The following is a 25,777-nucleotide window of genomic DNA, read 5'->3' as shown; positions in this document are numbered from 1 at the left end:
GTTTTAAGTATTGATTAAGATATTGAAACCAAAAGCACTGCCTTCCCCAAAGTTACTGTTTACCCAAATTTTGCCGCCTTGCGCTTCAATAAATTCTTTTGAAATAGAAAGCCCCAGGCCTGTACCCGATTTTTCGTTACTGCCCGGCACCTGGAAATATTTATCGAATACACGCGATACATATTGTTCTTCAATGCCCCGGCCCTGGTCTATAACACTAAATTGTACAATATCTTTTTCTTTGACAGCCTTAATTATTATAGTGCTCCCCTCTGAAGAAAATTTGATGGCGTTATTCAAAAAGTTAATAAGTACCCAAACTGTTTTTTCATCGTCCAGGTTAACGGGTGGCAGGTTTTTGGCTACGGCCTCCTGTATAACGATGTTCTTTTGAGCGGCCTGTTGTTTAACCGCCTGTACCGCTTTTATCACAAGGATTTCCGGCAATACAGGTTCTTTTTTCAGCTGGATTTGCCCGGTTTCAATCTGCGATAAATTCAATAACTCACCGGTGATCTTTAGCAGGCGTTCCGTATTTTTGGTAATGGTTCCCAGTATTTCTGCCTGGTCTTTGTTTAATTCACCAACGCGTTTGTCTTCCAGCAACTGTGTGCTCATGGTAATAGCAAACAGCGGTATCTTCAACTCATGGGATATGGTGGCTATGAAATTAGTTTTGGCAGCATCCAGCTCCTTGTAGGGCGTAATATTACGGAGGATAACAACGCGTCCCCAGGTAATGCCATCCGTTTGGATAGAGATTGACTCCTGCACAAAAAAGCTTTCCTTATTATCCAGGTATATCTTGAGCTGTTTGCTTGATTCGTTTTGCAGTACTGTCCGCAACAAATCGTTTTGAATGGCTATATCGGCCGCATACTTACCGGTAATATCCTTTTCCTTTAAGCCAAATAAGCCTTCGGCAGCCGAGTTCAGAAACAGGATCTCGTTGCGGTTGTTAAAACCGATGATGCCATCATTCATCTTATTGATAATGGCCTCTATGCGGCCTTTTTCCGCTTTGATCTCGGCCAGGTTACTATGCTCATACTCATCCAGCTTTCCGGCCATTGTATTAAAAGTATCTGCCAGCCTGCCAAATTCATCCTGCTGTTTCAGGTGAACCCTTGCGCTGTAATTTTTATTAGCGATTTCCAGAATACCCGCATTCAGCTCCTTTACCGGTCTTGAAATAATTCCCGGAAAGTTGATGACAAATGAAAACGCGGCCAGGCTAAGTACAGTAAAAATGATGGTGAGCCAGGCGGTAGCCTGCCTGGCAGTGGCTACCGCTTTTGCATTTTTATGGATAATGGCAATTTCATTGACATCATCAATTTTAAAAATGGCTTTATGCATTCCACCAAACTGTGTAAAGGCCGCCGGGTCCCTCTTCAACAGTTCAAACAATGCACGTACCTGAGCTGTAGCCTGAAATTCGCCTGGTTCAGTAATATTGTTTTCCTCTAACCGGAGGTTCTTTTCAAATACAGCTATCTGATCCGGATCCTGCTGTATTTGATCAAGGGCTTTTAACATCTGGCCGCAGTATTCTACGCTAATCTGATTATCTTTCAGGATTTTGCCGGTGTCATTACTTAGCCGGTTTACAAAATAAATACCCAGACCGCCAAAGCTGATAATAACAATAAACAGAAACGTTAACCCAAGCATAAGCTTGGTTTTTATGGTCGTGATCTTCATGAAAGTATAACTAAGTCGATATCCATTTTGCCGAGGGTTACCAATAACTGGTTAAAGGTAGCTGTCTTGAGGATGATACTCAATAACGAAATGTGAGGTTTCCCCATGCAAAGGGTTGTGATCTGTTTATCAGCTGCTGCCTTAACAATACCACTGGCTACAACCTTACTGGTTACACGTACCACTTCTGCGCCCATTTGCGCTGCCAGTTTAAAGTTATTGATCAGGTGCCGCTGATCGGCCAGGCCTATCCTATCTACAGACTCTTTGGGAGTTTGAATATAAAGCACAAACCATTTGGCATTATAATAAGTGGCCAGCCGTGCCGTTTTGCGGATAATTAGCTTAGCCGTATCATTATTTGTACTGATACAGTACATTAATCGCTCGCGTCGGGCTTGCATTAATCCGGGCACTTCCGTTTGTATTTTTCGTTCAACCTGTGAGGCAACCTCCTTCAACGCCAGTTCCCGAAGCTGCAGAATCTTTTCGCTTTGAAAAAAGTTCCGGAGGGCATGATCGATCTTATCATTGGTATAGATTTTCCCTTCCTTTAAACGCACGATCAACTCATCAGATGTCAAATCGATATTCACCACCTCGTCCGCCTGGGCCAATACACTATCGGGCACACGTTCGGATACCTCAACGCCGGTTATCTCTTTAACATCCTGGTTAAGGCTTTCCATATGTTGAATGTTAACAGCGGTGATCACGTTTATGCCGGCATCGAGCAGTTCCACCACATCCTGCCAGCGTTTTTCATTTTTGCTGCCTTCGATATTGGAATGCGCCAGTTCGTCAACAATCACGATTTCCGGGCGTAAGGTCAATGCAGCCTGCAGGTCCATCTCCTCCAGCTGTTTACCTCGATAAAACACCTGCCGGCGCGGTATAACCGGCAATCCTGCTATCAGGTCTTGTGTTTCCTTGCGGTTATGGGTTTCAATGTATCCTATCTTAACATCAATACCGCTTCGTAGCAACGCATGCGCCTCCTGCAGCATTCTGTAGGTTTTCCCTACACCCGCGCTCATGCCGATGTAAACTTTGAATTTTCCACGTCTTGACCGTTGTATCAAATCGAGGAAATGCTGAACGTTGTTATCCTGATTATTTTCCATTATTTATAAAAAAAGGAAATTGTACCTCTGAAAGCAGAGGTACAATCCGGGCTAAAAAAAATATAAGAGGCCGAACGGTTAAAAATTAAATGCTAATGCCGTTGTGACAAAAAGATTGTTATTCGTGCTTTCACCGCTGCGCTTAACAAAAATATCATCGTGACTATTAAGGTCGCGCAGTTCTACACGCCAAAGCAGGTTATCGAAAATATGATAATCAACATTGACAGAATATCCCCAGCTTCGTAAGCCATTCCTACCCGTGCTTACAATAACGGCATTCGGATCATGGTAATATTCACCACGAGCGGCAACAGCCAAAGTTTTAGAAACTGCATACCTGACAATCAGGTTAGGCGTATACCAGATATACATACCGGACGAACCCTTTTCTTTTTGTTCAGCGCCAATATCAAATCCAGCAATGGCCGACCATTTATCACTAAACTGAAACGTGCCATACAGATCATGAAAATAACGCATCCGGCGCAGACTATCAGGTTTATCATTACCGATAAAGGAACTGCTGTTGAGTGTTACATGATCAGACGGTTTAAATGTAACCTGCGTGCCGAATGCGGGTGTAGTATTACCATCCGGCCGCTGAATATGCTGCCAGCCATTTAATACCATAGCGCTCAGGTACCATTTGCCGCTTGGTGAAGTGTAACCTAATTTAGCATCGCTTTCAAAATAAGGAGAGTTTTCGGCGGCAATGCTGCGGCTCAGCGTTAAATTATCTTTACCAATGGCGCTCTCCCAACCGATATGTGATGGCATAATACCGGCATCAAGCCAAAGGTTACTTTTTGCTGATAGCCTGAAGCCAACATTAGCCTGGTATACATTTTTCATCACTCCGCTTTCGGCAGCATAGTTAGCGTTCATATAAGTGCCAACTGCCAGGGCCACGTTTGCACGCACCTTTTCGGTATTATACGATGCCTGGATCAGCCCGAGATTAAGATTAACCTCGTTGGCTCTGTTAAAATTGTAAAGAAAAGCCGGAACCGTATTATTTACCGGGCGGTTAAAATCGTAGTTATAATATGTTTCCAAATAGCCGCTTACGGTAAGCGGCGGTGTTTTGGTATCCTGAGCCATTGCCGGCAGGGCGGCGATCATCAATAATCCTGCGAGTACTTTTTTCATCATTCGCTATACTTATTTATTCTTCATCTCATCCAGTGCTACATTGAGCTGCAGCACATTCACTTTTGCGGGGCCGAACAAGCCCAATAACGGAGCCTGCACATGCTGATCAACGAGTTTCAGAACGACATTTACATTCACGTCACGTACGCGGGCTATGCGGGCGGCCTGGATCCTGGCACCACCCGGTGAAAGGTTAGGATCAAGTCCACTACCTGATGCAGTAACCAGCTCAGCAGGGATCTGTGCGCGGTTTACACCGGGATTATGTTTCAGAAAAGTGTCGATACGTACTTCTACCTGTTTTAGGTAATCCGGGTTAGACGGGCCTTTATTTGAACCGCCCGAACCGGCGGCATTATAGTCTACAGCCGAAGGTCGCGACCAGAAATATTCGTCTTTGGTAAATTTTTGGCCAATGTTGGCATAGCCAACTACGCGGCCTTTATAAGTGATAGTCTCGCCATCACCTTTGCCTGGTGTAAACTTACCGATACCGGCTATAACTAAGGGATATATGCCGGCTAATAATACGATGAGTATCAGGGTAAGTTTAGCGGATGGCAACAAATATGTTTTCATTTTGTCAATTATTTTTAGAGATGAGTTTGGAAACGTGAGGCTTGTTACGGATGGTAATTAAAGCTTATCCGTCGCCCTAAATCCATACCCCACGTTCCTGGCTCATTTTGTTTTATATAAATAATGCTACAACTACGTCAATCAATTTTATACCGATGAATGGTATAATGATACCGCCTAAACCGTAAATAAGAAGGTTTCTTCTCAGCAATGCGCTTGCGCCAATGGGCTTATATTCCACCCCACGCAAAGCCAACGGTATCAATAATGGTATAATGATGGCATTAAAGATCACTGCTGACAGGATCGCCGACTGCGGGCTGTGCAGATCCATAATATTTAAAGCTTTTAGTGCCGGGATAGATACCATGAACAGCGCCGGAACTATAGCAAAATATTTGGCTACATCATTGGCTATGGAGAACGTAGTAAGCGTACCTCGCGTCATGAGCAACTGCTTGCCAATTTCCACGATTTCGATGAGTTTGGTTGGGTCGTTATCCAGATCAACCATGTTACCGGCTTCCTTGGCAGCTTGTGTTCCGCTATTCATGGCTACACCAACATCCGCCTGGGCAAGCGCCGGAGCATCATTGGTACCATCGCCCATCATGGCCACTAACTTGCCGCCCTGTTGTTCCATTTTGATATAGTTCATCTTGTCTTCGGGCTTGGCTTCGGCAATAAAATCATCCACACCGGCTTTGGTAGCAATAAATTTGGCAGTAAGCGGGTTATCACCTGTTACCATTACTGTTTTTACACCCATTTTACGTAAGCGCTCAAAACGTTCGGTAATACCGGGCTTGATAATATCCTGCAGCTCAATAACACCTAAAATTTGCTCATTTTGGGATACTACCAGCGGTGTGCCGCCATTTGAGGCTATCTGCTTTACACGATCCTCTACCTCGGGTACTACAACGTTACCCGCTTTCAGTGCTATATTCCGGATAGAATCAAAGGCGCCTTTACGGATGCGTTGTCCATCCACGGTGTCTAAACCACTGGAACGTGTTTCGGCTGTAAATTTGATAAACACAGAGTTTTTAGGCGCAGTAATTACCGGGGCTGTTGTACCCTGACCGGCCAGTTCAACAATAGATTTTCCTTCTGGAGTTTCATCTGCCAAAGAACTCAATACACAAGCTTTTACAAAATCAGCCTCAGCTACGCCGGTAATGGGCCAAAAATTGGTAGCCTTACGGTTACCGATAGTAATGGTTCCGGTTTTATCTAACAGCAGGGTGTCAAGGTCTCCGGCTGTTTCTACAGCTTTGCCAGATTTAGTGATCACGTTTGCGCGCAACGCCCTGTCCATACCGGCTATACCAATGGCTGATAGTAGTCCTCCTATGGTTGTAGGTATCAGGCAAACAAACAGGGAAATGAATGCAGCTATCGTGATTGGCGTATTGGCATAATCACCAAAAGGCTTTAAAGTAACGCATACAATTACGAAAATGAGCGTAAAACTGGCCAACAGAATGGTTAAGGCAATCTCGTTAGGCGTTTTCTGCCGGGAAGCACCCTCCACCAGGGCAATCATTTTATCCAGAAAGCTTTCGCCAGGCTGAGTGGTAACCTGTACAATAATACGGTCTGACAATACCTTGGTACCGCCTGTTACGGATGACTTATCACCGCCCGACTCGCGGATCACGGGTGCCGATTCGCCGGTAATGGCTGATTCATCAATGGTTGCAATCCCTTCAATGATCTCACCGTCCGACGGAATATTGTCGCCTGTTTCACAAATGAATACATCACCTTTTTTCAATTGCGATGACATGATGCGCTGCTCCTTGCCATTTATCAGCAGGCGGGCTGGTGTTTCTTCGCGCGTTTTGCGCAGGCTTTCGGCCTGGGCTTTGCCACGTGCCTCGGCAATGGCCTCGGCAAAATTGGCAAACAACACGGTTAAGAAAAGGATAATGAATACGGTAAAATTATAACCGAAACTGCCCTGGTCACGATGAGTAGCAGAGTAAACGCTTACTACCAGCATAATAGCGGTACCTATCTCCACGGTAAACATCACCGGGTTACGGAAAAGGATACGCGGATTTAGTTTTACGAACGACTGGCCAAGCGCGTATTTCACCTGGTCGGCCTGAAATAATGTATTTTGAGTTTTCATTTTATTTTAAGGAGAAATGTTCTGCTATCGGCCCTAATGCCAGTGATGGGAAAAAAGACAGCGCGGCAACAATCACGATAACGGCAAACACCATTACGCCAAAAGTTGCAGTATCGCTTTTAAGTGTACCGGCCGACTCGGGAATATATTTTTTGTTGGCCAATAAGCCAGCAATGGCCACAGGACCGATAATTGGGAGGAACCTTCCCAAGATCAATACAAAGCCTGCGCTTACGTTCCAGAAAATGTTGTTATCTCCCAAACCCTCAAATCCTGAACCATTATTGGCGGCACATGATGTATACTGGTAAAGCATTTCTGAAAAGCCGTGGTATCCCGGATTATTAAGCCAGGTTGAGGGTTTTACCGCCCAATCGGCATTAGGCATATGCACCAGCACATACGATGATAACGCAGTGCCCACCAGGATTATAAAAGGGTGCAGCAAGGCAATAATGGAGGCGATCTTCATTTCGCGCGCCTCAATCTTTCGCCCCAAAAATTCGGGTGTCCGGCCCACCATCAACCCGGAAATAAATACCGCGATAACGATAAAAATGTAAAAGTTGAGTATCCCCACGCCGCAACCACCGTAAAAGCAGTTGATCATCATACCCATCATCATCATAAAACCGGATACGGGCATAGCACTATCATGCATGGAGTTGATGGAACCTGTAGATATAATGGTGGTCATGATGCTCCAATAACCTGTAGCAGCGGGCCCAAACCGTACTTCCTTTCCTTCCATAGCGCCAGTAGCCTGGCTCACGCCCATTTTGGCAATAGCCGGGTTGCCTCCCATCTCGGCCTGCATGGTTGGAATTAACAACAGCAGCATACCAATAGTCATGACGCCGAATATGACGTATGCGAACTTTCTTTTGTTGAGATAAAAGCCGAGTGCAAATATCAACGCGACAGGAATGATGACCTGAGCAGCAATTTCCACCACGTTAGTTAAATAATTGGGGTTTTCCAACGGGTGGGCCGAATTTGCACCAAACCATCCGCCGCCGTTGGTTCCCAAATGTTTGATAGCGATCATGGCAGCCGCAGGCCCACGTGAAACGTGAACTGTATCGCCCTGAAGGCTAATAAAGGTATCTTTTCCTTTATAGCTTGTCGGTGTTCCATTAAAGGCCAGGATAACAGCCATGATTACCGAAAGCGGCAGCAAAATACGGGTGATGGATTTAACCAGAAAATCCCAGAAGTTGCCCAGTTTATCGGTCACTTTATCGCGGAAAGCTTTAAACAAGATGAACAGCGCGGCAATACCGGTAGCAGCTGATACAAACTGCAGGAACATCACCACAAAATGCTGGGTAAAATAGGTTGCTCCGGTTTCGCCTGAGTAATCCTGCAGATTACAATTTACCAGGAAGCTAATAGCCGAGTTAAAAGCAAGATCAGGTGTCTGGTTTGGGTTGCCATCGGGGTTAAGTGGCAAGTGGCCCTGAAACAGGAAACCGAAGAATGCATAAATTAACCATAGCGCATTGATGGTAAGTAACGCGAATAAATGTTGTTTCCAGTTCATCTCTCTTTTGGGATCGATGCGGCAGAATCGGAAGATCAGGCGTTCTATAGGAGCCATAAAGTCCGACCAGGTTTTATCGCCCCTGAACATGCGGGCAATATAGATACCAAGCGGAATGGCAATAACAAGTGTAAGGAGGTAACTGAATATTACCCCTAAAATTTCGGTGTTCATAGCGGATTAAAATTTTTCGGGTTTAAGCAGTACATAAACCATGTAGATGAACACGGCTATCGAAATGATAAATAATGCGAGCATAATTTTTAGATGTTTTCGAAATAATTAACAGATTTGAAAAAGAGCCATAAACATACAAGCCCGGCCGCAATCAGGATCAGAGTGAGCATAATAATAGATTTAATGGAAAAGGACTTTGACCTTGAGATAAGTTAGATAAACCAGCGCTGCAGCTACAAGCCAGGCGAAGATGATAACACAAATATCTTTGACGGTATACCTGTGCTTATCTCTGGGAATAGCGTGCGATTGTGTAATAAATAGTTTTGACATGATTTTTATCTTTTTGACATGGGCATGCCAAAAGGGAAGCCAAAACAGGACAAAAGCATTTATTATCTATTCAAAATACTAACAATCAATATATTGCATTGTGTCAAATAGTAAAAAAACACAAACCAAACATGGTTAAAACCCACTAAAAATGAGAGAGTCTCTCATTTTTAGTGGGTTTATAGTTACAATAAGGCTAATCTTACTGTGTTCGAACCAAAAAGCGCCTCAATTTGCTTTAAATGCAGGTTCAAAACTTAGCTAAAATTAAAAACTACTTGGGCTCAAACCAGAGACCAAAAGATCATGACCTTATATAATAACACATTCTGTTACAGGCACAATCGCTGTCCGCTGTGAACAGTTTTTGCTAAATAAGTGATGATTCTTCTTTCTTCTAATTCAATAATATTTGGTTATTTATTGTTGTGCCTTTATTTAGGTGCTGACTTTAGCAGTTTTTCAATTTCGGTTACATATGATGGGCCAATAGGGATCTCTGTGTCATTCAGCCATACACTTCTTTTATCTACCTTAGTTATTTTTCCTTTCGATACGATGTACGAACGGTGCACCCGAACGAAGCCATTAGCTGGCAACAAAGCTTCTGCCTCGGAGGTAGTATCATATATGGCATTTTTGTGCTAATAACATCATGCTTAAATCCATCACTGTGGACATGGAATCTAAGAACCCTTTGGGAAATACTAACCGCTCTGTTTATCTTGATTTCAACTGTTTTGTATTTGGTAATAAGAGAGTAACATACTGCCCATCAGGTTTAGTCCTGCATAACTGATCATATCCATCACATAGTTATTCACGCCTTCATCCTGGAACTTGAACAGCCAGTCCCGGTTACCATCGGCTCCACAAAAAAGGAGATGAACAAATTTGTTCATCTCCTTTTTTGTTAAAATACACCTTATATTATCGCTCAGCTCCCGTGAAAAGTTAATATTACTTAGATTAACAGGATCAGATTAGAGGTTAAGTTTTATGTTACTTTCCCTGATAATTTCCATAAAGTTTCACAAGACGGTCCGGATAATTGGAAATAATGCCGTCTACACCGAGGTCTCCCAGTGCTTTCATGTCCTTAACTTCATCCACAGTCCACGGAAGTACTTCCATTTTCAGGGCATGAGCCTTCTCTACCATTTCCTTATCTACAGAAGTAAAATAAGGGCTGTAAACATCTGGTGTAAAACCTAATTTCTTCAAATCAGCATCAATGCCTCCCTGACCGTAAGCAGCAATGGCAGCTTTGATTCTCTTTTCATCCTCTGCGGTCAAGCCTACTTTTTTGAGTTCAACAGAAGGATCCATTTTTCCGAATACCAGCAAAGACAATTTGACTTTAGGATCGGTTTTATGTAATATTTGTAATGTTCTTACATCAAAAGACTGAATGGTAAGGCGTTTCCCTAACTTTTTTGAGCGTAAAACCGCCATCATTTTATCAACAAACTCTTGCGGAGCAGGGTTGTAAACACCATCTCCGGTGGGCGAACATTTGGTTTCAATGTTATAGTATACCGGCTTCAGTTTGTTCTTTTTAACATAAGTCTCTACACTGTCAATAAGCGCGGTAAGTAGTGGTTTATAAGTCTTGAGTCTTGCCTGTTCCGGAAAATGGGGATGTGGTTTAGTACCGGCATCAAAGCGGGCAATGCTATCGTAGGTCATGCTATAAAGCGGCATCTTCATTTGCTCCTCTCTCGTAATCTCCGAGCCGTCCGGCTTCAACATAATGTCTGCCGACATATAGGGATCATGAGATACCACTACTTTACCGTCTTTGGAGATCACCACATCAAGCTCCAGCGTTTTAGCTCCTACTTTTACACCATTGATCATCGAAGCAATAGTGTTTTCGGGCATTAAGCCCATACCGCCGCGATGTCCCTGAACATCAAGTTTTTGTTGACCTAAAGCTATGCCGACAGAGAATACTGCGGCCGTCATGATAATCATCGTCTTTTTCATTATTTTACTTTGTTAGTTGTTTTTTGACAGACCAATCAAACAGGCGAAACTTACTCGTTATCATCTTTTACCAGTTTAGGTAACGCCGGATCATAGTGATTTTTCACGATGCGAAACTATCATCCATAATGCTTTACTCCGGTTAAGACAATATTAAATTTATAATGAAACTGAACTTAAAACAGGCACTGTGCAGTACTAAATCAGGTTAACTCGAAACAGAATTCAAAACAAGCTATTTTAACCATCTTCCCCTACAATGAATGGTGATTTCAACAGCGTCTTTTCAACTTATTTATCAAACAAAATGGAAAGCCCGGCACTTGTATACCATTGCAGTTTTTTATAATAGGTCAGGTTCTTATCATCCTGGTAAGGGATATAACTCGTTAGTCCGGAAAATGTCCGGATCGGTACACCTAAAAAGCTGGGTGTCGCGGCTTTATATAAAATGACTTTGCCTAACTGCTGATCAATCGCAGTAAGGTCCGTAGCGCTGAAATTATGGTTCAGAAAATCACCAAAATCATAATTGGGGACAGGAAAATTAGCAGTATAGTCCAACCGCTGAACACCAACACTAATAAATTGGTCGCCATATTTTTTTTGACTGAGGATTAAAGCCTTCATTTGTGAGGCCAGCCCGGCAAGTTCCCCAGTTTTAACCAGCACAACACTCGCTGAACGAAGGTCATCAGTAAAGCTGTTATAATGATCATAATATGCCTGGGCTATGGCAGTTAGCTGATCTGAAGGTTGAAAAAGCAAGGGAACAATATTTTGATAAGGAAAACTTTCTGACAAGGTCTCTGTCGGAGAAGCGATGATATATTTGGCCTTGTCTTTGAATTCATATAACACCTCTACCCCTCCCATAGAGCATGCATCAAAAATCAGGAACTCCAGATTATTAGGTAAAGCATTCTTCAAATCGATGATATCCATTTCTTTACCGGAATCCTCCCCGAATGAAAAGGTTTTGAGCTGACCGGAAGGTGGTGCCCAGGAAGTGGCATGCGACCAGAGGATCAGTCCATAACTTTGTGCAGAAAACTCCGTTTGCGCATATTGAACTACATTATGAAGAAAATTTGCGTCAGAGGGGTTGCTGCTGTTAAATACTTTAACTGTATCACTAACAATCCTGTTCTCATCCGCATCAGGTTTGATTTTAAGAAGATAAGAATTAGTACTATTGGTTTTGATATAAACCAGTAATGTGCCATTCAATGCTGCTGCACCTTTTTCCATCATATTGATACTGTTCAGCGCATCGTACCTCAAATCGTTGTTGGCTTCCATGTATACCAACACCATCTTTGCAACGGGCTTTTTTATTGCTCTCTCCTTTTTGCAGGAACATAGAACCGACAGAAAAAACAGAACGAAGAGAAGAGAAAAATTACGTTTAATAGGTCTCATAGATGGTAACCACTATTTCCTGATTAAGAATCATGAAGCACCATTTACCCTAAGTTATTATTACTGCCCGGCAAGATGGAAATCTCATTTTGTAAAATTAAGCGCTGCTGACAAAGTATTTTTATTATCAAATTGTTAACTATTATCATTTCAATACTTACTTGTTTAAAACCACTTAAAATTACATTCCTTACGTCTATTCCCAATTTTAACCTGGAAAAACTAAAATAGCGTCTTAAAAAACCAATGATCAACTTAACAAAACCTTGTCACCGGCTTAACTTCAAAACCACATTCCGGGGCTTTCTTTGTAAACCTGAGCTTTTAACTTTTGGTACAACTGATAGCTTTATCTAAAATCTCATCAGACCACAGCCCTCCCCCTACGTGCTTGTCCGGTCTCTGTTGCTTTAGATCAATAATCTGCCAATCAATTTTAAATAATAAATATGCGTATTAAATCTTTACTAATTTCTGCTTTTGCACTGCTTTTGATCTTCATCAGTGCGTGTAAGAAAGACAACAAAAGAGATGAACCCGGAGCACCCCATGCTGAAGTTCAATTCTCATCTGTCATTAGCGGTCAAATCAAAACCAAAGCGGTAAACGATACCTGGGAGGCCAATGATGCTATTGGTGTATTCATGAAGACCGGTACAGGCCTAAGCAATGTTTTAGCCGCCAATAAATCTTATACAACCGCTGGGGATGGAACATTCACGGCCACATCGGCAGACCAGACCATTTTTTATCCTGAAGATGGAAGCAGCGTTGATTTCATTGCCTATTACCCTTACAAGCAAAGCTTAACCAATAATAGCTATCCGGTAAACGTAACTGATCAGAGTTTACAGGCAGCTACAGACCTGATGTACGCTAATAATGCTATGGGGCTTAGTAAAAACAGCAGCAATGCACAATTGGTTTTTGTACACCAATTATCTAAAATTCAAATTACTGTAAAAAACGGTGTTGGCATCCCCGACCTGAATGGCCTGAGAACAACCATCTCGGGTTTAAAAACTACAGCCAACTTTGATTTGGCTACCGGAGTGCTCAGCGGACAGGGCCAGACAGCTGATATCCAGGCTAAAACCAATGCACAAAATAGTATAACTACATCAGAAGCTATTGTTTTACCTACCACAGACGAAACCAACATAAAGGTGATTTTTGTATTGGGTACCAAAACCTATACCTGGGCCTTACCTGCCGGTACCAAGTTTGAACAGGGTAAGAAATATAGCTACGAGGTTGAGTTAGAAGGACCTGGTGGTAATAGTGGTATCGCAACATCATTGAATGCAACCATCGCTAACTGGACTGATACACCTTCAGGAAGTTATTCTTTGGATCAGGAATCAACAGGCACAAACCCTCCGCAAACATCTGCCTATATGGAAACCCCGTTGATCACTACCGATAACAATATGACCTACATTTTCCATAATTCACCTAACAATGCCAGCGTAAGAGATTATGCTATGCTTTATGACAAACGTTATAAAATGGCTTATTGGGTGGCTTATCCCCTGCATGCGTCATACATCGGCAGCTCAGGCAGAACCGACGCGTGGGCATTTGATCCATCGCTTCCTCAGAATCAGCAAGTAGACTTAACCAGTTCTTTCGGTAACGGATATGACCGGGGGCATCAGATTCCAAGCGGAGACCGCACAGCCTCAGTGGCTCTGAACCAAACAACTTTTTATTTTACCAACATGACAGCCCAAATATCCTCGATGAATCAAGGTATTTGGGAAAATCTGGAGTCGCAGGTACGTTCATGGATGAGCAAAGGAGATACTTTATATGTGGTTACCGGTGCATCTATCAAAACAACTACCGATGCTACCATCAATTATGCTAAAGGCGCGGCCATACCGAAATATTACTATAAAGCTTTAGCTCTTAAAAAAGGCGATACTTATTACACTATCGGTTTTAAGATTGATAACGCGATTATTCCGTCAGTAATTACTTACAATAATTTCCGGATCAACGTAAGTGATTTGGAAAAAGAAACCGGCTTTACTTTCTTCCCGAAACTTCCTGAAGCCACAAAAACAACTATCGATAATACAATCTGGAATTAAACTTATACATCAAACCAAACATGAAAAAACAAAACATCCTGTTGGCAACTGCCCTATCGCTAATTGTGTTAGGTAGTTCCTGCAAAAAGGACAACAACCACAATCACGATAGCGGTAATCCAGGCGGATCTAAAGCCGTACAGTTTACCGCCGCCATTAATGGTCAAATAAAAACAAAAGCTTCAAATGACCAATGGGATGCCGGTGATACCATCGGGGTATTTATGAAGACAGGCACCGGCCTCAGCAACGTACTGGCTGCAAATAAGTCTTATTTAACTACCGGTGACGGTGCGTTCACTGCGTCAGCTACAGATCAGACCATCTTTTATCCGGATAACGGAACCGTTGACTTTATCGCTTATTACCCTTTTAAAAAGGCACTTACAAATAACACCTATGCGGTTGATGTTACACAACAAGCCAATCAAAGCGCGATAGACCTGCTTTATTCTAATAATGCCACCGGCTTGAGTAAAACCAGTAGCATCGCTAATCTTGTTTTTGTTCATCAATTATCGAAAATTGAGTTTACAGTTACAAAAGGCGCTGGCGTAACCGATCTGAATGGCCTTGCAGTAAGCCTCGGCGGGCAAACTGCCAAAGCTAACGTGGATCTGGCAAGTGGCACATTAACAAATACAACCTCAACTGCTGATATCAATGCAAAGACTACTGCTCAAGCTGGTGGCACCGCACTGGCCGAGGCTATCTTAATACCAACGGCAGATGCCAGCGGTAAGGTGGTTACTTTCAGCCTTCCGGCCGGTAAGTTCAACCTGACTTTGCCTTCAGGCACCAAGTATGAACAGGGTAAAAAATACACTTATTCTATTGAGTTAAAGAATGGAACGGCAGGTACGCCTGTTGCTGTAGCCATATCAGCTACTATAACCAATTGGACCGACGTGCCATCTGGTTCTTACACCGTGGGACAAGACTCGTTATCAAATCCGCCTACAGGAACAGAGGATGTACTCTATACCGAAACATTTGGTACCGGCTCAGCAAGTACTAAACCTAAAGTTGCAGCTTATACCGGCTGGGCAAATCCAAGCTGGACTTTTAGCGACAGCTTTGGTACTGCAGACTTGCGCACTATCAGTGCATACCCTGACAATGTGCATTTATGGCTCCCTGCCACCAAGGATGCTTCACTAAAAATAGAGGGCATTCAGGTAACCGGCTACACTTCTCTGAAACTTAAATATGACCTGGCACCGAATGCTGCATCGGCATCATCAACCAGCGACGTAAATGTAATTAGCGTTAAGGTGAACGGCACAAGTATCACTGTACCAAGCCGGCCGCTAAGCAATGCGGACAATAACAAATTTGTAACAGTTGAATTAAGCAATATTCCGGTTTCAGCTACCAATACCATAGAATTTATGGGATCGACAGCTACCAATACCTTAGGTATGCGCCTGGACAATGTGGTAATTATTGGCGTAAAATAATTGATCAAAATTTAAGCTATATAAAAAAAGAGGTTGTGAATTTCACAACCTCTTTTTTTATTACTAATTCAAATAAATTATTTGCTTTTAATAGCAAGCCTCGTATCACCCGGTACCTGTATTTTTTGCAGAGACTTCTTAGTCACCTTACTAAATAAAAGCACCGGAAAACTTTCCTTTTTATCAACTTTAAAATTGTTTAATTGCAATCCGTCAACATCATCAAAAATACAAGCTGTGCGGAAATCCGGGGCCTGATAGCTGATATGGATATTTTCCATCTTGATGTCTTTGGCATGTCGCACATAAAAACCCCATGCGGGTAGCTCGCCAAACATTGAAAATTCCGGATAATCAGCAATTTTTTCGGGAATACTGCTTAATGAATCTAATGGAAAATATGCCTTCTTTTTGTTGGCACCACCGCCATAAGTAATATTAATATGATTTAGCGTAACTCCTTGTACCGGGTAACCCGGTATTCCGCAGATAGATGCAGGAAAAATATTATGAGCAAACAAACTTGGCGGTCCTTCCATCGAATAACCAGCGTCAGGCTTTTTTATTGGTATCTGTACATTTACATTCTCAATGTATACATTGGCTAACTTCCCTACAGAAACGTTTTTTTGTCGTTTACCCAAACGGATAAACAGGGCATTACCTGTATTTTTAGCGTTTACATTACGGATGTCGATACCTTCAATGTCGGCCCCGTCAACACTTTCAATGGCTATTGCAGAGCGATAGGTATCATAAACCTCAATATCGCGTACCTGTATGTTTTTAAATCCACCATGCGAAGCGGTACCCAGTTTAAACGCACTTGCACTGGAGCGTATCTTACAATTTGCTACATAAATTTTTTCACAAGCACCTTTCGGATCAGATGATTTAAGGCATATTCCATCATCAGCTACATTAAAAAAGCTATTTGTTAGCCTCACGTTTTTGCAATCTACCAGGTCTATACCATCATTATTCAAAAAGGTATTGCTGATCACCTTTATACTGTCTATGGTCATGTCGGTACAATTCGTATAATTCTGTATCCAGTCAAGACCATCCCTTATCGTGATTGATTTAATGGTGATATCCTTACAATCAGTAAAATGAATAAGCACTGGCCGGTTATCCTCCTCAGGGCGCATTTGATGCCAGTCGTTGTAGGTTTGCCATTCTTTGTCTTTGATGATCCCACTCTTGATCACTGCATAAAGGTCTTTTAATAAAAGAGCAGCCTGTCCGTTTATAGTTCCGTAACCCGTTAAACTAATATGGCTTGCTTTATTAGCTACTATCAGGGCCGAAGCTTTTCCCAGTCCATAATCTACTCGTTTAGTAGTTGCCAACAGAACTGCATTTTTTTCAAAATGCAGTTCTGTGTTTGATTTGAGATAAATAACACCAGTAACAAATTTACCCGCAGGAATAATCACTTTACCACCGTTTACAGCGGCAGCATCAATGGCCTTTTGGATTGCTTTTGTGTTTACGGTTTTACCATCAGCTTTGGCACCATAATCAATGATGTTGAAGTTTTTACTTTTGGCAGGTAATGCGAGGCCAATTAAAACTAATAATGTTAAAAATTTCATATTTCACAAATTGACGTTGCCTGAATAATCAAATGTGAGGATCACTTTTATACACACTGTTGAGTATAAAACCATCTAAACAATCAATTGAAATAAGCTAACGATTTTGGGACACAAATTAACTAATAACATTAAATTCCAAGCCAATTTTTGCAGATCGCTTGCAGGTAAATTAAGTATGGAGCCATTAATTACTTTGCGCAGGCAAAATATTTTGATTTACCCTGAAAAAGTTAGTTGGATCGTACTTTAGTTTAATTTTTGTTAAACGTTCATAATTACCCCTGTAACTTTCTTTTACGCGGTCTTGTCCCTCATTCATAATAAAATTGAGATAAGCGCCACCGGCAGAAAATGGATGCAATGCTTGCCAATATTTTTTACACCAATCAGTTATTTTTTCGGCATTTGCAGGGTCAGGATCAACGCCTATGATCACTCCGGCGTATTTTGCATCTCTGAATGCCCATGCTGTAGCATCACTTCCAACACGCGCGGCAGCGCCGCTTAGCGGATACATGTGCATTTGAGAAAGCGGCGTTGGTATGGTCGATCCAAATTCTAAGTGCTTAGCTCTTGCCTCTGCACTGATATCATTATAGAAATCAGCCCGCCAATACCATTGCAAACCCGGAGGCAACATCCCATCAAACATTTGTTGAATGGCCGGGTATGGCATTTCGCCCAAATGTTGAAATATTGGGTTCATGGCAAGCACGGGTTTAAATGCTTCCTCTGCCTTTTCCAAATCACCCGAATAGCACCATACAATCCCGCAAAACTGTTTATGATGAAGTTCTTCCGGAAAAGGCGGGCCCGGGATAGTAAGTGTAGCTACAAACCCATTAAACTCATCAGGCGCATTATGAATAAAATTATGATACCATTCCATGATCTCTTCTGTTTTTTCAATTGGCCAGAGTGTAGGGCCTCCAAAAACATTTTTAACTTTATGGGCCTGAAATTTAAATGAAGTAACTATTCCGAAATTACCGCCACCACCCCGGATAGCCCAAAACAGATCCGGGTTTTTATTGGCATTTACAGTAACTACTTCTCCGTTTGCTAAAACCATTTCAGCTTCCAGCAAATTATCAATTGTAAGCCCATGTTTTCTTGCAAGGTATCCAATTCCCCCGCCAAGGGTTAGGCCGCCTACACCGGTGGTAGATATGATGCCGGCAGGCACAGCAAGACCAAACTGGTGGGTAACCGCATCAACTTCGGCCCAAACGTTTCCTCCTCCCACACGAACGGTCTTTTCATCTGCATTAACCTCTACAAATTTTATTCCTGAAAGGTCAATAACTAAACCATTATCACACAAGCCCAAGCCTCCGCCATTGTGTCCTCCGCCCCTAACGGCAAGTAAAAGATCATTTTTCCGGGCAAAATTGACAGCCTTTACAACATCGCTTACATCCCTACATTTGACAATCATTCCGGGATGTTTATTGATCATGGCATTGTACACTTTACGAACCTCGTCATAATTAGGGTTCTGAGGAAGAATAATTTCACCTTTAAATTCTCGGGTGAATTTTTCAATAACAGCCGGACTCAAGTCCTTCACAAAAACTGACATACTATTGCATTTAAAGATTAAAAGAATTTGGTTATCCCTAACAAAAGTTCTTATCGGTATAGGCTTTAACCAGTTATTCCTCTAAGTAATTTTATCAGGTTTATTTTCTTTCAAAACTACATGCAAACAAAATCTACAACTATTACTTTTAGTTCAAAAACCAGTAATTTTGATTCAACTAATTCTCCTGATCATCAATTTAAATAACTGGAAGGCTGACAGTTGTATCTTTTCTGAAAACATTTGGAGAAATATGAGGGACTGGTAAACCCTGTTTCAAAAGCAATTTCTGAAACATTCCAGATGCCCTTGTTTAATAATATTAAAGCCTCATCTAACCGATATTCTTTAATGAAGCTGTTTGGCGATTTGCCGGTGAGTGAGACCAACTTACGATATAACTGTGATTTGCTAAACCCTACAGGCTTACTAAAATCATCTACTTTGAAATTAGTATTATTCCATGTAGTTTCAAGATAATCCATTAACCGGGTTAAAAATTGCTCATCGGGCTTTGTCAAGCAATTCATAACGTCTTGATTTAATGTGCTCACATTTTCACTATTATACAGCTCTGTTACGTCAGATGACGCTATGACCTGCCCTTGAATAACCCTACACATTCGTTCGGCTAATTTGATAGCTTCTTCAAAAATTAAATTCTTTTCCGCAACAGGTACCCCAGCGCTTAATCCTATTTTCAGCTTAAAACTGTCGCGCATTTTTTCCGAAAAACTATTGTATAGTAACTGGCTTTCGGTTGCAGCCCGCACTGCGTTAGTAACTGATTTAAAGGAAACCAGAAAATATTTTTCATTCTCTTTAACAACACTTCCTTCATATAATTTTAACACCTCCAAAATTTCATTGTGGTAATGATACAGTGATTCTTTAAACTGAGCTGATTTTGAAGCTACTACGAATCCATCAAAAGTTATGATCATGATGATTCTGAAAGCAGGATCATCTATAATATTTAATGTTGTATTTTGGGTATTTACCGGATCTTCAATCCGGCCTAAAAATGATTCTACTACATTTGGGTCAACTTCTATAATCCTATGAGGCACATCACCATGCGCTTGCTCATGCATCTTTTTGATGGCGTTCGTATCCGGTGCTTCTATTAAACAAAAAGCTGTTTTTCTTTGGTCATCAAACCAATAAGTTAACCCCCTGCAGTCAAATTGATTCTGGATCTTCAGGTCTTCCTGATGTATTTGTGCTACAATTTCTGCTGTTACCGCTTCGGAAACATCATGTCGGTCCATAAAAATTGGCATAGCAAGATGGTTAAGTACTTGGTTTAAACAGATTAGGAATAATACATATCAAAAATATGTTTTTTTGTTAGTTTGTTCAATACCCAACGCCTACCACTATACTTTATAAATCAAATACTTAACTATAATTCTGGTTTTTTAACCTTGTTTAGCTTAGTGTTTTATTTATTGATCGGATAAGTGAAAAAAAACGAGTAAAATTTTGAGTAAAACTGTAAAGAAAAGCGATTAGCAAACTGCTGTAACTAAGTTGTTATGAGCGCAAATTAAAATATCGATCGATTTTTTATATAAGCTAATCAAGCCTCACTATTGACAACGTGGCTTTATTTTTAGTTTAAGGCACATATTTACTACCGCTGTACTGCAAGTTTTCTGGAACCTGCAACACACAGAATTACACAAACAGTAATACCTACCATTCCCATACTTACCTGCTCATGTAATAAGCCTGCTGCAAGGGCCAAACCAAAAAACGGCTGTAATAACTGTAATTGTCCTACAGCTGCAATACCTCCCTGGGCTAAACCACGATACCAGAATACAAAACCAATTAGCATACTGAATACAGAAACATAAGCCAGACCAATCCATGCGCCGGAACCAATATTGGCAAACGACGCTGGGCGCAAAAATATCATCAAAGGAATTGTTAAAGGCATAGATAACACCAATGCCCAGGAAATCACCTGCCAGCCTCCAAGCTCCTTTGAAAGTTTTGCACCTTCGGCGTAACCAAGCCCACATACGATAATGGCAAGCAGCATTAACAAATCGCCAACAGGAGATGCAGAAACATTCTGACTAATGGCATAACCAACTACGAGCAAGCTTCCTAAAATCGCAAACAACCAAAACATTGGATGAGGTCGCTCCCCTCCACGTATCATTCCAAATACTGCTGTAGCAAGCGGCAGCATCCCCATAAACACCAGCGAATGTGCAGAAGTGATATATTGTAATGCCAGTGCACTTAACAGCGGAAATCCTATTACTGCCCCCATCGCTACAATAACTAATGAACCAAGTTGCGCTTTTTGAGGACGCTTTTCTTTGAAGAGCAAAAGCGCGCAAAGTGCAAGCAAACCTGCACCACCTGCGCGGGTAACCGTTACAAAAAGTGGCGACATGTCCATAACAGCAGCCTTTGTTGCCGGCATAGAGCCGCTAAAAAATAACACCGCGATAAAACCATTGATCCAGCCGTTTAAATTTTGTTCCGACTTATTAGAAATTGATTTGTTATTCATCATATCACAATTTTTAAAATCTAAAATCAAATGTAGACCGAACATTCTCATAAATACAGTATCAGTTTTTGATATTTAAATAGACACAGTTATATTTGTAATATGGGGAAAGATTTTCTGTATAATGAAATAACCAACGGTATTGCCAATCAAATCAGAAATGGTGTTTTGAAGCCAGGAGACCGTTTGCCTTCTGTAAGAACACTTTGTCAGGAGCATAGTGTTGGCATGAATACCGCCAAAAGGGTATTCATTGAACTGGAGGCGCAATCGCTCATTGATTCAAAGCCGCAATCAGGATATTTTGTCAGAAAACAAACCTATCGTGAATTACCGTTGCCGGATGTTAGCCGACCTTCGGCTGTTGCTAATGAGCATGAACCTAATGAACTACTGAGTAAGGTTTATGCCAATATGGGTCGAAATGATCTTACACTTTTATCTATAGCCGCCCCATCAGGAGCTTTATTGCCGGTGGCTAAATTGAAAAAAGAAATTATTCATGCTAACCGAACATTAAAAGACGCGGGTACATCCTATGAATTAGTACAGGGAAATATCAATTTAAGACGAATGATTGCCGTTCGTTCCCTAAGTTGGGGTGGCAACCTGCACGAAGACGATCTTATTACAACCGGCGGAGGTATGGAGGCACTTTCTTTCTGTTTAATGGCCTTGAGCAAACCAGGTGATACCATCGCTATCGAAAGCCCATGTTATCCCGGGATCTTGCAATTAGCTGTAAGTCTCGGATTAAAAGTGTTGGAATTGCCCACACATCCGGTTACGGGTATTGAAATAGAAGATCTGAAAAAGGCTATACCCAAAATTGATATTTGCCTGTTGATCCCTAATTTTAACACCCCACTGGGCAGTTGCATGCCCGAGGAAAATAAAAAATCTGTTGTAGCCTTGTTGGCTAAAAACAATATTCCTCTTATAGAAGACGACGTATATGGCGATATTTATTTTGGCTCACAGCGGCCAAAATGTTGTAAAGCATTTGATACTGACGGGAATGTGGTATGGTGTAGTTCAGTTTCAAAAACGTTGGCGCCCGGTTACCGGGTAGGTTGGATAGCTCCAGGCAAATACAAGGAAAAAATAATGAAACAGAAATTGGTTCATGTAATTTCTTCAACTTCTATTGTACAGGAAGCCGTTGCTAATTTTTTAAAAACAGGTAAATATGAAACCCATCTGCGACAATTCAGACGCATTTTAGAGAGCAATTGTCAAAACTATATTCGTGCTGTGGCTGAATATTTTCCAGAAGGAACGAAGATCACCCGTCCACAGGGAGGGCTTACCCTTTGGATAGAAGTTGATAAAAACATTAATACGGTAAAACTCTATGATCTGGCTATAAAGCAAGGCATTAGTATTGCACCGGGAAGGATGTTTACCTTGCAGGATCAATTTGAAAACTGCCTGCGGCTATGTATTGGATTGCCCTGGACAGAAGAATTAAATCTAAAACTGAAACAGATTGGAAAACTTGCCGGAACAAACTATGTCAGAAAGTAAAGCTAAAACTCTCTAATGAACCTGATGACTTTCATAAAAAAACCCGGCACCTTACGGTACCAGGTTTTTCAATAATCATTTAGCGCCTATCTTTTTGAAGATTAATTCGCTTTACCTGTTTTAGCGGTCTTCCATTGCAGCGCATAGTAAGTAGTGCGTGTACTACCTGTATTTTTAATGGCATGCAAAGTGTTCGCAGCCTCGTAAACAATTGATCCGGGACCAACCTGTTTCCATTCACCGGCAACCATTGCGCTCACATTTCCCTCTTTAATGATGATCATTTCTTCATTAGGATGATGATGAGGGGCATGCGAAGAATCGCCCGGGTTCAAGGTAGTAATATGAAGCTCCAGCTGATCAAGGGTTTCTGTTGGGGCATTAAATACATCTCTCCGCTCGCCTTTGGCTGTTGGGATTACTTTAATATCCTTCCAGTCGTAAGCCGCTGCCTTCAATGTTGGTTGATCGTTAATTTTATGAGCCAAAATGGCTACAGGGATACACATCACCAGCGCGGTTATGACCACAAGGCTTAGATCTCTTTTGGTTATCATAATTCTCAGATTAATTTATAATTGACACTATACCTTAGGTTCCCAACCTGGCTCATACGTCCTGCTCCAAAGTTTTTGTGCTTCCGGATCATTCAAAATATGACCATTCTTAGGATCAAGATGAAGATCACGACCTACACGCCAGGAAATGTTGCCCAATTGCATGGCTACCACACTTCGGTAACCTAACTCTACATCGCAGTTTGGCCTACGGTTGTTACGGATGGAATCCAAAAAATTAGCCACGTGCATGCTATCCATCCCCAAGCTTGGGCTGGCTGTGTTACGGCCATCAACTTCACTTTGCGGAGCGGCAGATTTTACTTGTTTAACCAGTTTACAGCTCAAATCATAAATAGTATAATACTCACCATCTGTGTCCAGACTGCCATTTTCGCCGTAAAATATAACACCACGATCTGCTCCTTCAATCTTCCGGCCGTTGGAACTCCTGTTTTCCCACATTAGGGATACCCTGCCCGGATAATCCATAGCTACAATTTGTGTATCCGGTGTTTGCCAATCATCTTTAAATTGATATCTACCACCTATTGAGCTCACACGGGTTGGGAAGTCAACACCTAATCCCCAACGGGCCACATCAACTTCATGGGTTCCGTTATTTAAAGCCTCACCGGTTCCCCAATTCCAGAACCAGTGCCAGTTATAATGGATCAGGCCATCCTGGTATGGTGTACGTGGTGCAGGCCCTTGCCACAAATCATAATCCAACCAATCAGGCACAGTCCCCGGTTTTAGGTAATTTGCCTTGCGATTATTGGTATACCATGCTTTAGCTAAATAAAGACGACCTATAACTCCACCGTGCAATTCTTCAATACACTGTATCATTGCCGGCGACGAGCGACGTTGCGCCCCCATCTGTACGATACGATCATATTTACGCGCCGCGGCCACAGCCAACTCACCTTCATGAGGATTATGGCTTACCGGTTTTTCTACATATACATGCTTACCTGCCTGACATCCCATAATGGTTAATGGCGCATGCCAATGATCTGGTGTGGCAATATAAATGGCATCAATATTTTTATCCTGTAATACTTTGCGGCAATCCTTCTCACCCTTAGGAGCAGTGGCTTGACCAGCCGCGACTACCTTTTGCTGAATTTTAGGTATGGTTCTTGAATCTACATCACATACCGTATTTATTTCCAGATTTTTTTGGCGGGCAAAGGTACCTGACATACTGCTGCCACGACCATTTAAGCCAATAATGGCCACATGTATCCTATCGTTAGCACCGATGATCCTTTTATAGCTTTTGGCTGAAAAGCTAAATACTTTATCACCAATTGCAAGACCAGCTGTGGTTACAGCCATTTTTTTAATAAATTCACGTCTTTTTTCCATTGTTTATAATTGAAGAATAAATTAATCAATGATGCGGTTTGACACAGCATCATTGACACAACTATGAGTTTTTTAAATTACAATACCCTGATCTTTACATTTCTGTAGTGAATCACATCTCCATGCTCCTGCAAAAGGATGGATGATTGTGTCGCTTCGGCAAAACCTTTTTGGTCTTTGAACTTACTTTCGGCTATATGTTTCTTAAAGTCATCGCTCCCGCGCTCATACGCTAAAACCTTTTTGCCGTTAAGCCAATGTTCAACATGTTTGCCTTTTGAAATGATACGGACATTGTTCCATTCACCCAATGGTTTAGCTTTTTTGGCTGTAGTATCCGGCGGCATAATATCATATAAGGCAGCCAAACGACGATTGCCATTTATACCCAGCTTTGCATCGGGATGGCGGGCATCGTCGATAATCTGATACTCGCAACCCAAAGAAGTGTTTTTAATCAGGCAATATTTGATACCGCTATTGGTTCCTTCCTCCAGTTTAAAATCGAGGGAAAACTCAAAATCCGAAAATTCTTTTGTGGTTACAATATCGCCACCATGCCCATCTTGTGGGTTGGTGCTTAAAACGCCATCTTCTATCTTCCAACCTTTTCCGTTAAACGGAGTACCATTTGCTTTTTGCCAGCCGTCAAACGTTTTTCCGTCAAACAATAATACCCAGCCATTTTTAATTTCCTTTTTAGTTAATGATGGCAGCTGTGCTTTTACTGAAATAATACAGCAAAAGAAACCCGCCGTTAAAAGCAATAGGTGTTTTTTCATATTCATGGTTTTCTGTTTAGTTTTTAATTAAAATTGTGTGTATCCTTTGTTTTGAATGATCTTACCCGGATTGGATTGCATTACAGTTGTCGGGATTGG

Annotated in this window: 21 protein-coding genes; 3 read left to right on the top strand and 18 right to left on the bottom strand. The window is 41.7% G+C overall.

The annotated features are described in order from the left end of the window. Nucleotides 1-3 precede the first annotated feature (3 nt). The 11 genes from AAGC65_RS00225 to AAGC65_RS00180 form a co-directional block, all read right to left on the bottom strand. Nucleotides 4-1,674: an ATP-binding protein gene (locus AAGC65_RS00225; RefSeq protein ID WP_343110382.1), complete on the bottom strand. Its 1,671-nt coding sequence runs from the start codon at nucleotides 1,672-1,674 to the stop codon at nucleotides 4-6. Between the two features lie 26 nt (nucleotides 1,675-1,700). After that, nucleotides 1,701-2,828, bottom strand: a complete 1,128-nt coding sequence (locus AAGC65_RS00220; RefSeq protein WP_343110381.1) for a sensor protein KdpD — start codon at nucleotides 2,826-2,828, stop codon at nucleotides 1,701-1,703. Nucleotides 2,829-2,906: 78 nt separating this feature from the next. Continuing rightward, on the bottom strand, nucleotides 2,907-3,983 hold the full coding sequence (locus AAGC65_RS00215) for a porin (RefSeq protein WP_343110380.1): 1,077 nt from the start codon (nucleotides 3,981-3,983) through the stop codon (nucleotides 2,907-2,909). 9 nt (nucleotides 3,984-3,992) lie between these two features. Then, a complete protein-coding gene (locus tag AAGC65_RS00210; RefSeq protein ID WP_343110379.1) occupies nucleotides 3,993-4,562 on the bottom strand; it encodes a K(+)-transporting ATPase subunit C in 570 nt (189 codons plus the stop codon). A 112-nt stretch (nucleotides 4,563-4,674) separates the two neighbouring features. Next, nucleotides 4,675-6,702: a potassium-transporting ATPase subunit KdpB gene (gene kdpB, locus AAGC65_RS00205; protein ID WP_343110378.1), complete on the bottom strand. Its 2,028-nt coding sequence runs from the start codon at nucleotides 6,700-6,702 to the stop codon at nucleotides 4,675-4,677. 1 nt (nucleotide 6,703) lies between these two features. Continuing rightward, complete coding sequence (kdpA, locus tag AAGC65_RS00200; protein ID WP_343110377.1) at nucleotides 6,704-8,419, bottom strand: potassium-transporting ATPase subunit KdpA; 1,716 nt, start codon at nucleotides 8,417-8,419, stop codon at nucleotides 6,704-6,706. A gap of 6 nt (nucleotides 8,420-8,425) precedes the next feature. Continuing rightward, on the bottom strand, nucleotides 8,426-8,503 hold the full coding sequence (gene kdpF / locus AAGC65_RS26150; protein WP_407940649.1) for a K(+)-transporting ATPase subunit F: 78 nt from the start codon (nucleotides 8,501-8,503) through the stop codon (nucleotides 8,426-8,428). Nucleotides 8,504-9,189: 686 nt separating this feature from the next. After that, nucleotides 9,190-9,387, bottom strand: a complete 198-nt coding sequence (locus AAGC65_RS00195; RefSeq protein WP_343110452.1) for a LytTR family DNA-binding domain-containing protein — start codon at nucleotides 9,385-9,387, stop codon at nucleotides 9,190-9,192. A gap of 99 nt (nucleotides 9,388-9,486) precedes the next feature. Continuing rightward, nucleotides 9,487-9,657: a hypothetical protein gene (locus AAGC65_RS00190; RefSeq protein ID WP_343110376.1), complete on the bottom strand. Its 171-nt coding sequence runs from the start codon at nucleotides 9,655-9,657 to the stop codon at nucleotides 9,487-9,489. 100 nt (nucleotides 9,658-9,757) lie between these two features. Further along, nucleotides 9,758-10,744 (bottom strand): glycerophosphodiester phosphodiesterase family protein, encoded by a 987-nt coding sequence (locus AAGC65_RS00185; protein ID WP_343110375.1) that lies wholly within the window; start codon nucleotides 10,742-10,744, stop codon nucleotides 9,758-9,760. Nucleotides 10,745-11,035: 291 nt separating this feature from the next. After that, the gene (locus AAGC65_RS00180; RefSeq protein WP_343110374.1) at nucleotides 11,036-12,166 is read right to left on the bottom strand and encodes a clostripain-related cysteine peptidase; all 1,131 of its coding nucleotides are present in this window, start codon (nucleotides 12,164-12,166) and stop codon (nucleotides 11,036-11,038) included. A gap of 449 nt (nucleotides 12,167-12,615) precedes the next feature. Here AAGC65_RS00180 and AAGC65_RS00175 point away from each other — a divergent pair, with 449 nt between their 5' ends. Further along, nucleotides 12,616-14,262, top strand: a complete 1,647-nt coding sequence (locus AAGC65_RS00175; protein WP_343110373.1) for a fimbrillin family protein — start codon at nucleotides 12,616-12,618, stop codon at nucleotides 14,260-14,262. Between the two features lie 20 nt (nucleotides 14,263-14,282). Next, the gene (locus tag AAGC65_RS00170; protein ID WP_343110372.1) at nucleotides 14,283-15,722 is read left to right on the top strand and encodes a fimbrillin family protein; all 1,440 of its coding nucleotides are present in this window, start codon (nucleotides 14,283-14,285) and stop codon (nucleotides 15,720-15,722) included. Between the two features lie 77 nt (nucleotides 15,723-15,799). Here the strand turns inward: AAGC65_RS00170 and AAGC65_RS00165 are convergent, their stop codons facing one another. The 4 genes from AAGC65_RS00165 to AAGC65_RS00150 form a co-directional block, all read right to left on the bottom strand. After that, on the bottom strand, nucleotides 15,800-17,320 hold the full coding sequence (locus AAGC65_RS00165) for a glycosyl hydrolase family 28 protein (RefSeq protein ID WP_343110371.1): 1,521 nt from the start codon (nucleotides 17,318-17,320) through the stop codon (nucleotides 15,800-15,802). Between the two features lie 187 nt (nucleotides 17,321-17,507). Beyond that, complete coding sequence (locus AAGC65_RS00160) at nucleotides 17,508-18,905, bottom strand: FAD-binding oxidoreductase (RefSeq protein ID WP_343110370.1); 1,398 nt, start codon at nucleotides 18,903-18,905, stop codon at nucleotides 17,508-17,510. A 194-nt stretch (nucleotides 18,906-19,099) separates the two neighbouring features. Continuing rightward, nucleotides 19,100-20,188 carry a nickel-binding protein gene (locus AAGC65_RS00155; protein ID WP_343110369.1) on the bottom strand — a complete coding sequence of 363 codons (1,089 nt, stop codon included), beginning with the start codon at nucleotides 20,186-20,188 and terminating at the stop codon, nucleotides 19,100-19,102. Nucleotides 20,189-20,541: 353 nt separating this feature from the next. Next, entirely contained in the window at nucleotides 20,542-21,489 is a 948-nt protein-coding gene (locus AAGC65_RS00150) for a DMT family transporter (RefSeq protein ID WP_343110368.1), read from the bottom strand. A 51-nt stretch (nucleotides 21,490-21,540) separates the two neighbouring features. Here AAGC65_RS00150 and AAGC65_RS00145 point away from each other — a divergent pair, with 51 nt between their 5' ends. Then, a complete protein-coding gene (locus tag AAGC65_RS00145; protein ID WP_343110367.1) occupies nucleotides 21,541-22,965 on the top strand; it encodes a PLP-dependent aminotransferase family protein in 1,425 nt (474 codons plus the stop codon). Nucleotides 22,966-23,066: 101 nt separating this feature from the next. Here AAGC65_RS00145 and AAGC65_RS00140 read toward each other — a convergent pair whose 3' ends face one another. From AAGC65_RS00140 to AAGC65_RS00130, 3 genes are all read right to left on the bottom strand, one after another. Then, nucleotides 23,067-23,522, bottom strand: coding sequence for a cupin domain-containing protein (locus AAGC65_RS00140; protein WP_343110366.1), 456 nt, complete (start codon nucleotides 23,520-23,522; stop codon nucleotides 23,067-23,069). A gap of 27 nt (nucleotides 23,523-23,549) precedes the next feature. Continuing rightward, nucleotides 23,550-24,896 (bottom strand): Gfo/Idh/MocA family oxidoreductase, encoded by a 1,347-nt coding sequence (locus tag AAGC65_RS00135; RefSeq protein WP_343110365.1) that lies wholly within the window; start codon nucleotides 24,894-24,896, stop codon nucleotides 23,550-23,552. 77 nt (nucleotides 24,897-24,973) lie between these two features. Continuing rightward, nucleotides 24,974-25,678, bottom strand: coding sequence for a DUF1080 domain-containing protein (locus AAGC65_RS00130; protein WP_343110364.1), 705 nt, complete (start codon nucleotides 25,676-25,678; stop codon nucleotides 24,974-24,976). Nucleotides 25,679-25,777: the final 99 nt, after the last annotated feature.

Source organism: Mucilaginibacter sp. (assembly GCF_039207105.1).
Classification (GTDB): Bacteria; Bacteroidota; Bacteroidia; order Sphingobacteriales; family Sphingobacteriaceae; genus Mucilaginibacter.
This window is presented reverse-complemented; position numbering and strand designations above follow the sequence as displayed.

What these genes read in the sequence shown, in the direction of transcription:
- AAGC65_RS00185 (WP_343110375.1), bottom strand. Translation starts at nt 10,744, where the DNA reads ATGAAAAAGACGATGATTATCATGACGGCCGCAGTATTCTCTGTCGGC.
- AAGC65_RS00220 (WP_343110381.1), bottom strand. Translation starts at nt 2,828, where the DNA reads ATGGAAAATAATCAGGATAACAACGTTCAGCATTTCCTCGATTTGATA.
- kdpA (WP_343110377.1), bottom strand. Translation starts at nt 8,419, where the DNA reads ATGAACACCGAAATTTTAGGGGTAATATTCAGTTACCTCCTTACACTT.
- AAGC65_RS00165 (WP_343110371.1), bottom strand. Translation starts at nt 17,320, where the DNA reads ATGAAATTTTTAACATTATTAGTTTTAATTGGCCTCGCATTACCTGCC.
- AAGC65_RS00175 (WP_343110373.1), top strand. Translation starts at nt 12,616, where the DNA reads ATGCGTATTAAATCTTTACTAATTTCTGCTTTTGCACTGCTTTTGATC.
- AAGC65_RS00180 (WP_343110374.1), bottom strand. Translation starts at nt 12,166, where the DNA reads ATGAGACCTATTAAACGTAATTTTTCTCTTCTCTTCGTTCTGTTTTTT.
- kdpB (WP_343110378.1), bottom strand. Translation starts at nt 6,702, where the DNA reads ATGAAAACTCAAAATACATTATTTCAGGCCGACCAGGTGAAATACGCG.
- AAGC65_RS00140 (WP_343110366.1), bottom strand. Translation starts at nt 23,522, where the DNA reads ATGATAACCAAAAGAGATCTAAGCCTTGTGGTCATAACCGCGCTGGTG.
- AAGC65_RS00145 (WP_343110367.1), top strand. Translation starts at nt 21,541, where the DNA reads ATGGGGAAAGATTTTCTGTATAATGAAATAACCAACGGTATTGCCAAT.
- AAGC65_RS00160 (WP_343110370.1), bottom strand. Translation starts at nt 18,905, where the DNA reads ATGTCAGTTTTTGTGAAGGACTTGAGTCCGGCTGTTATTGAAAAATTC.
- kdpF (WP_407940649.1), bottom strand. Translation starts at nt 8,503, where the DNA reads ATGCTCGCATTATTTATCATTTCGATAGCCGTGTTCATCTACATGGTT.
- AAGC65_RS00150 (WP_343110368.1), bottom strand. Translation starts at nt 21,489, where the DNA reads ATGAGAATGTTCGGTCTACATTTGATTTTAGATTTTAAAAATTGTGAT.
- AAGC65_RS00170 (WP_343110372.1), top strand. Translation starts at nt 14,283, where the DNA reads ATGAAAAAACAAAACATCCTGTTGGCAACTGCCCTATCGCTAATTGTG.
- AAGC65_RS00135 (WP_343110365.1), bottom strand. Translation starts at nt 24,896, where the DNA reads ATGGAAAAAAGACGTGAATTTATTAAAAAAATGGCTGTAACCACAGCT.
- AAGC65_RS00155 (WP_343110369.1), bottom strand. Translation starts at nt 20,188, where the DNA reads ATGCCAATTTTTATGGACCGACATGATGTTTCCGAAGCGGTAACAGCA.
- AAGC65_RS00215 (WP_343110380.1), bottom strand. Translation starts at nt 3,983, where the DNA reads ATGATGAAAAAAGTACTCGCAGGATTATTGATGATCGCCGCCCTGCCG.
- AAGC65_RS00225 (WP_343110382.1), bottom strand. Translation starts at nt 1,674, where the DNA reads ATGCTTGGGTTAACGTTTCTGTTTATTGTTATTATCAGCTTTGGCGGT.
- AAGC65_RS00190 (WP_343110376.1), bottom strand. Translation starts at nt 9,657, where the DNA reads ATGAACAAATTTGTTCATCTCCTTTTTTGTGGAGCCGATGGTAACCGG.
- AAGC65_RS00210 (WP_343110379.1), bottom strand. Translation starts at nt 4,562, where the DNA reads ATGAAAACATATTTGTTGCCATCCGCTAAACTTACCCTGATACTCATC.
- AAGC65_RS00130 (WP_343110364.1), bottom strand. Translation starts at nt 25,678, where the DNA reads ATGAAAAAACACCTATTGCTTTTAACGGCGGGTTTCTTTTGCTGTATT.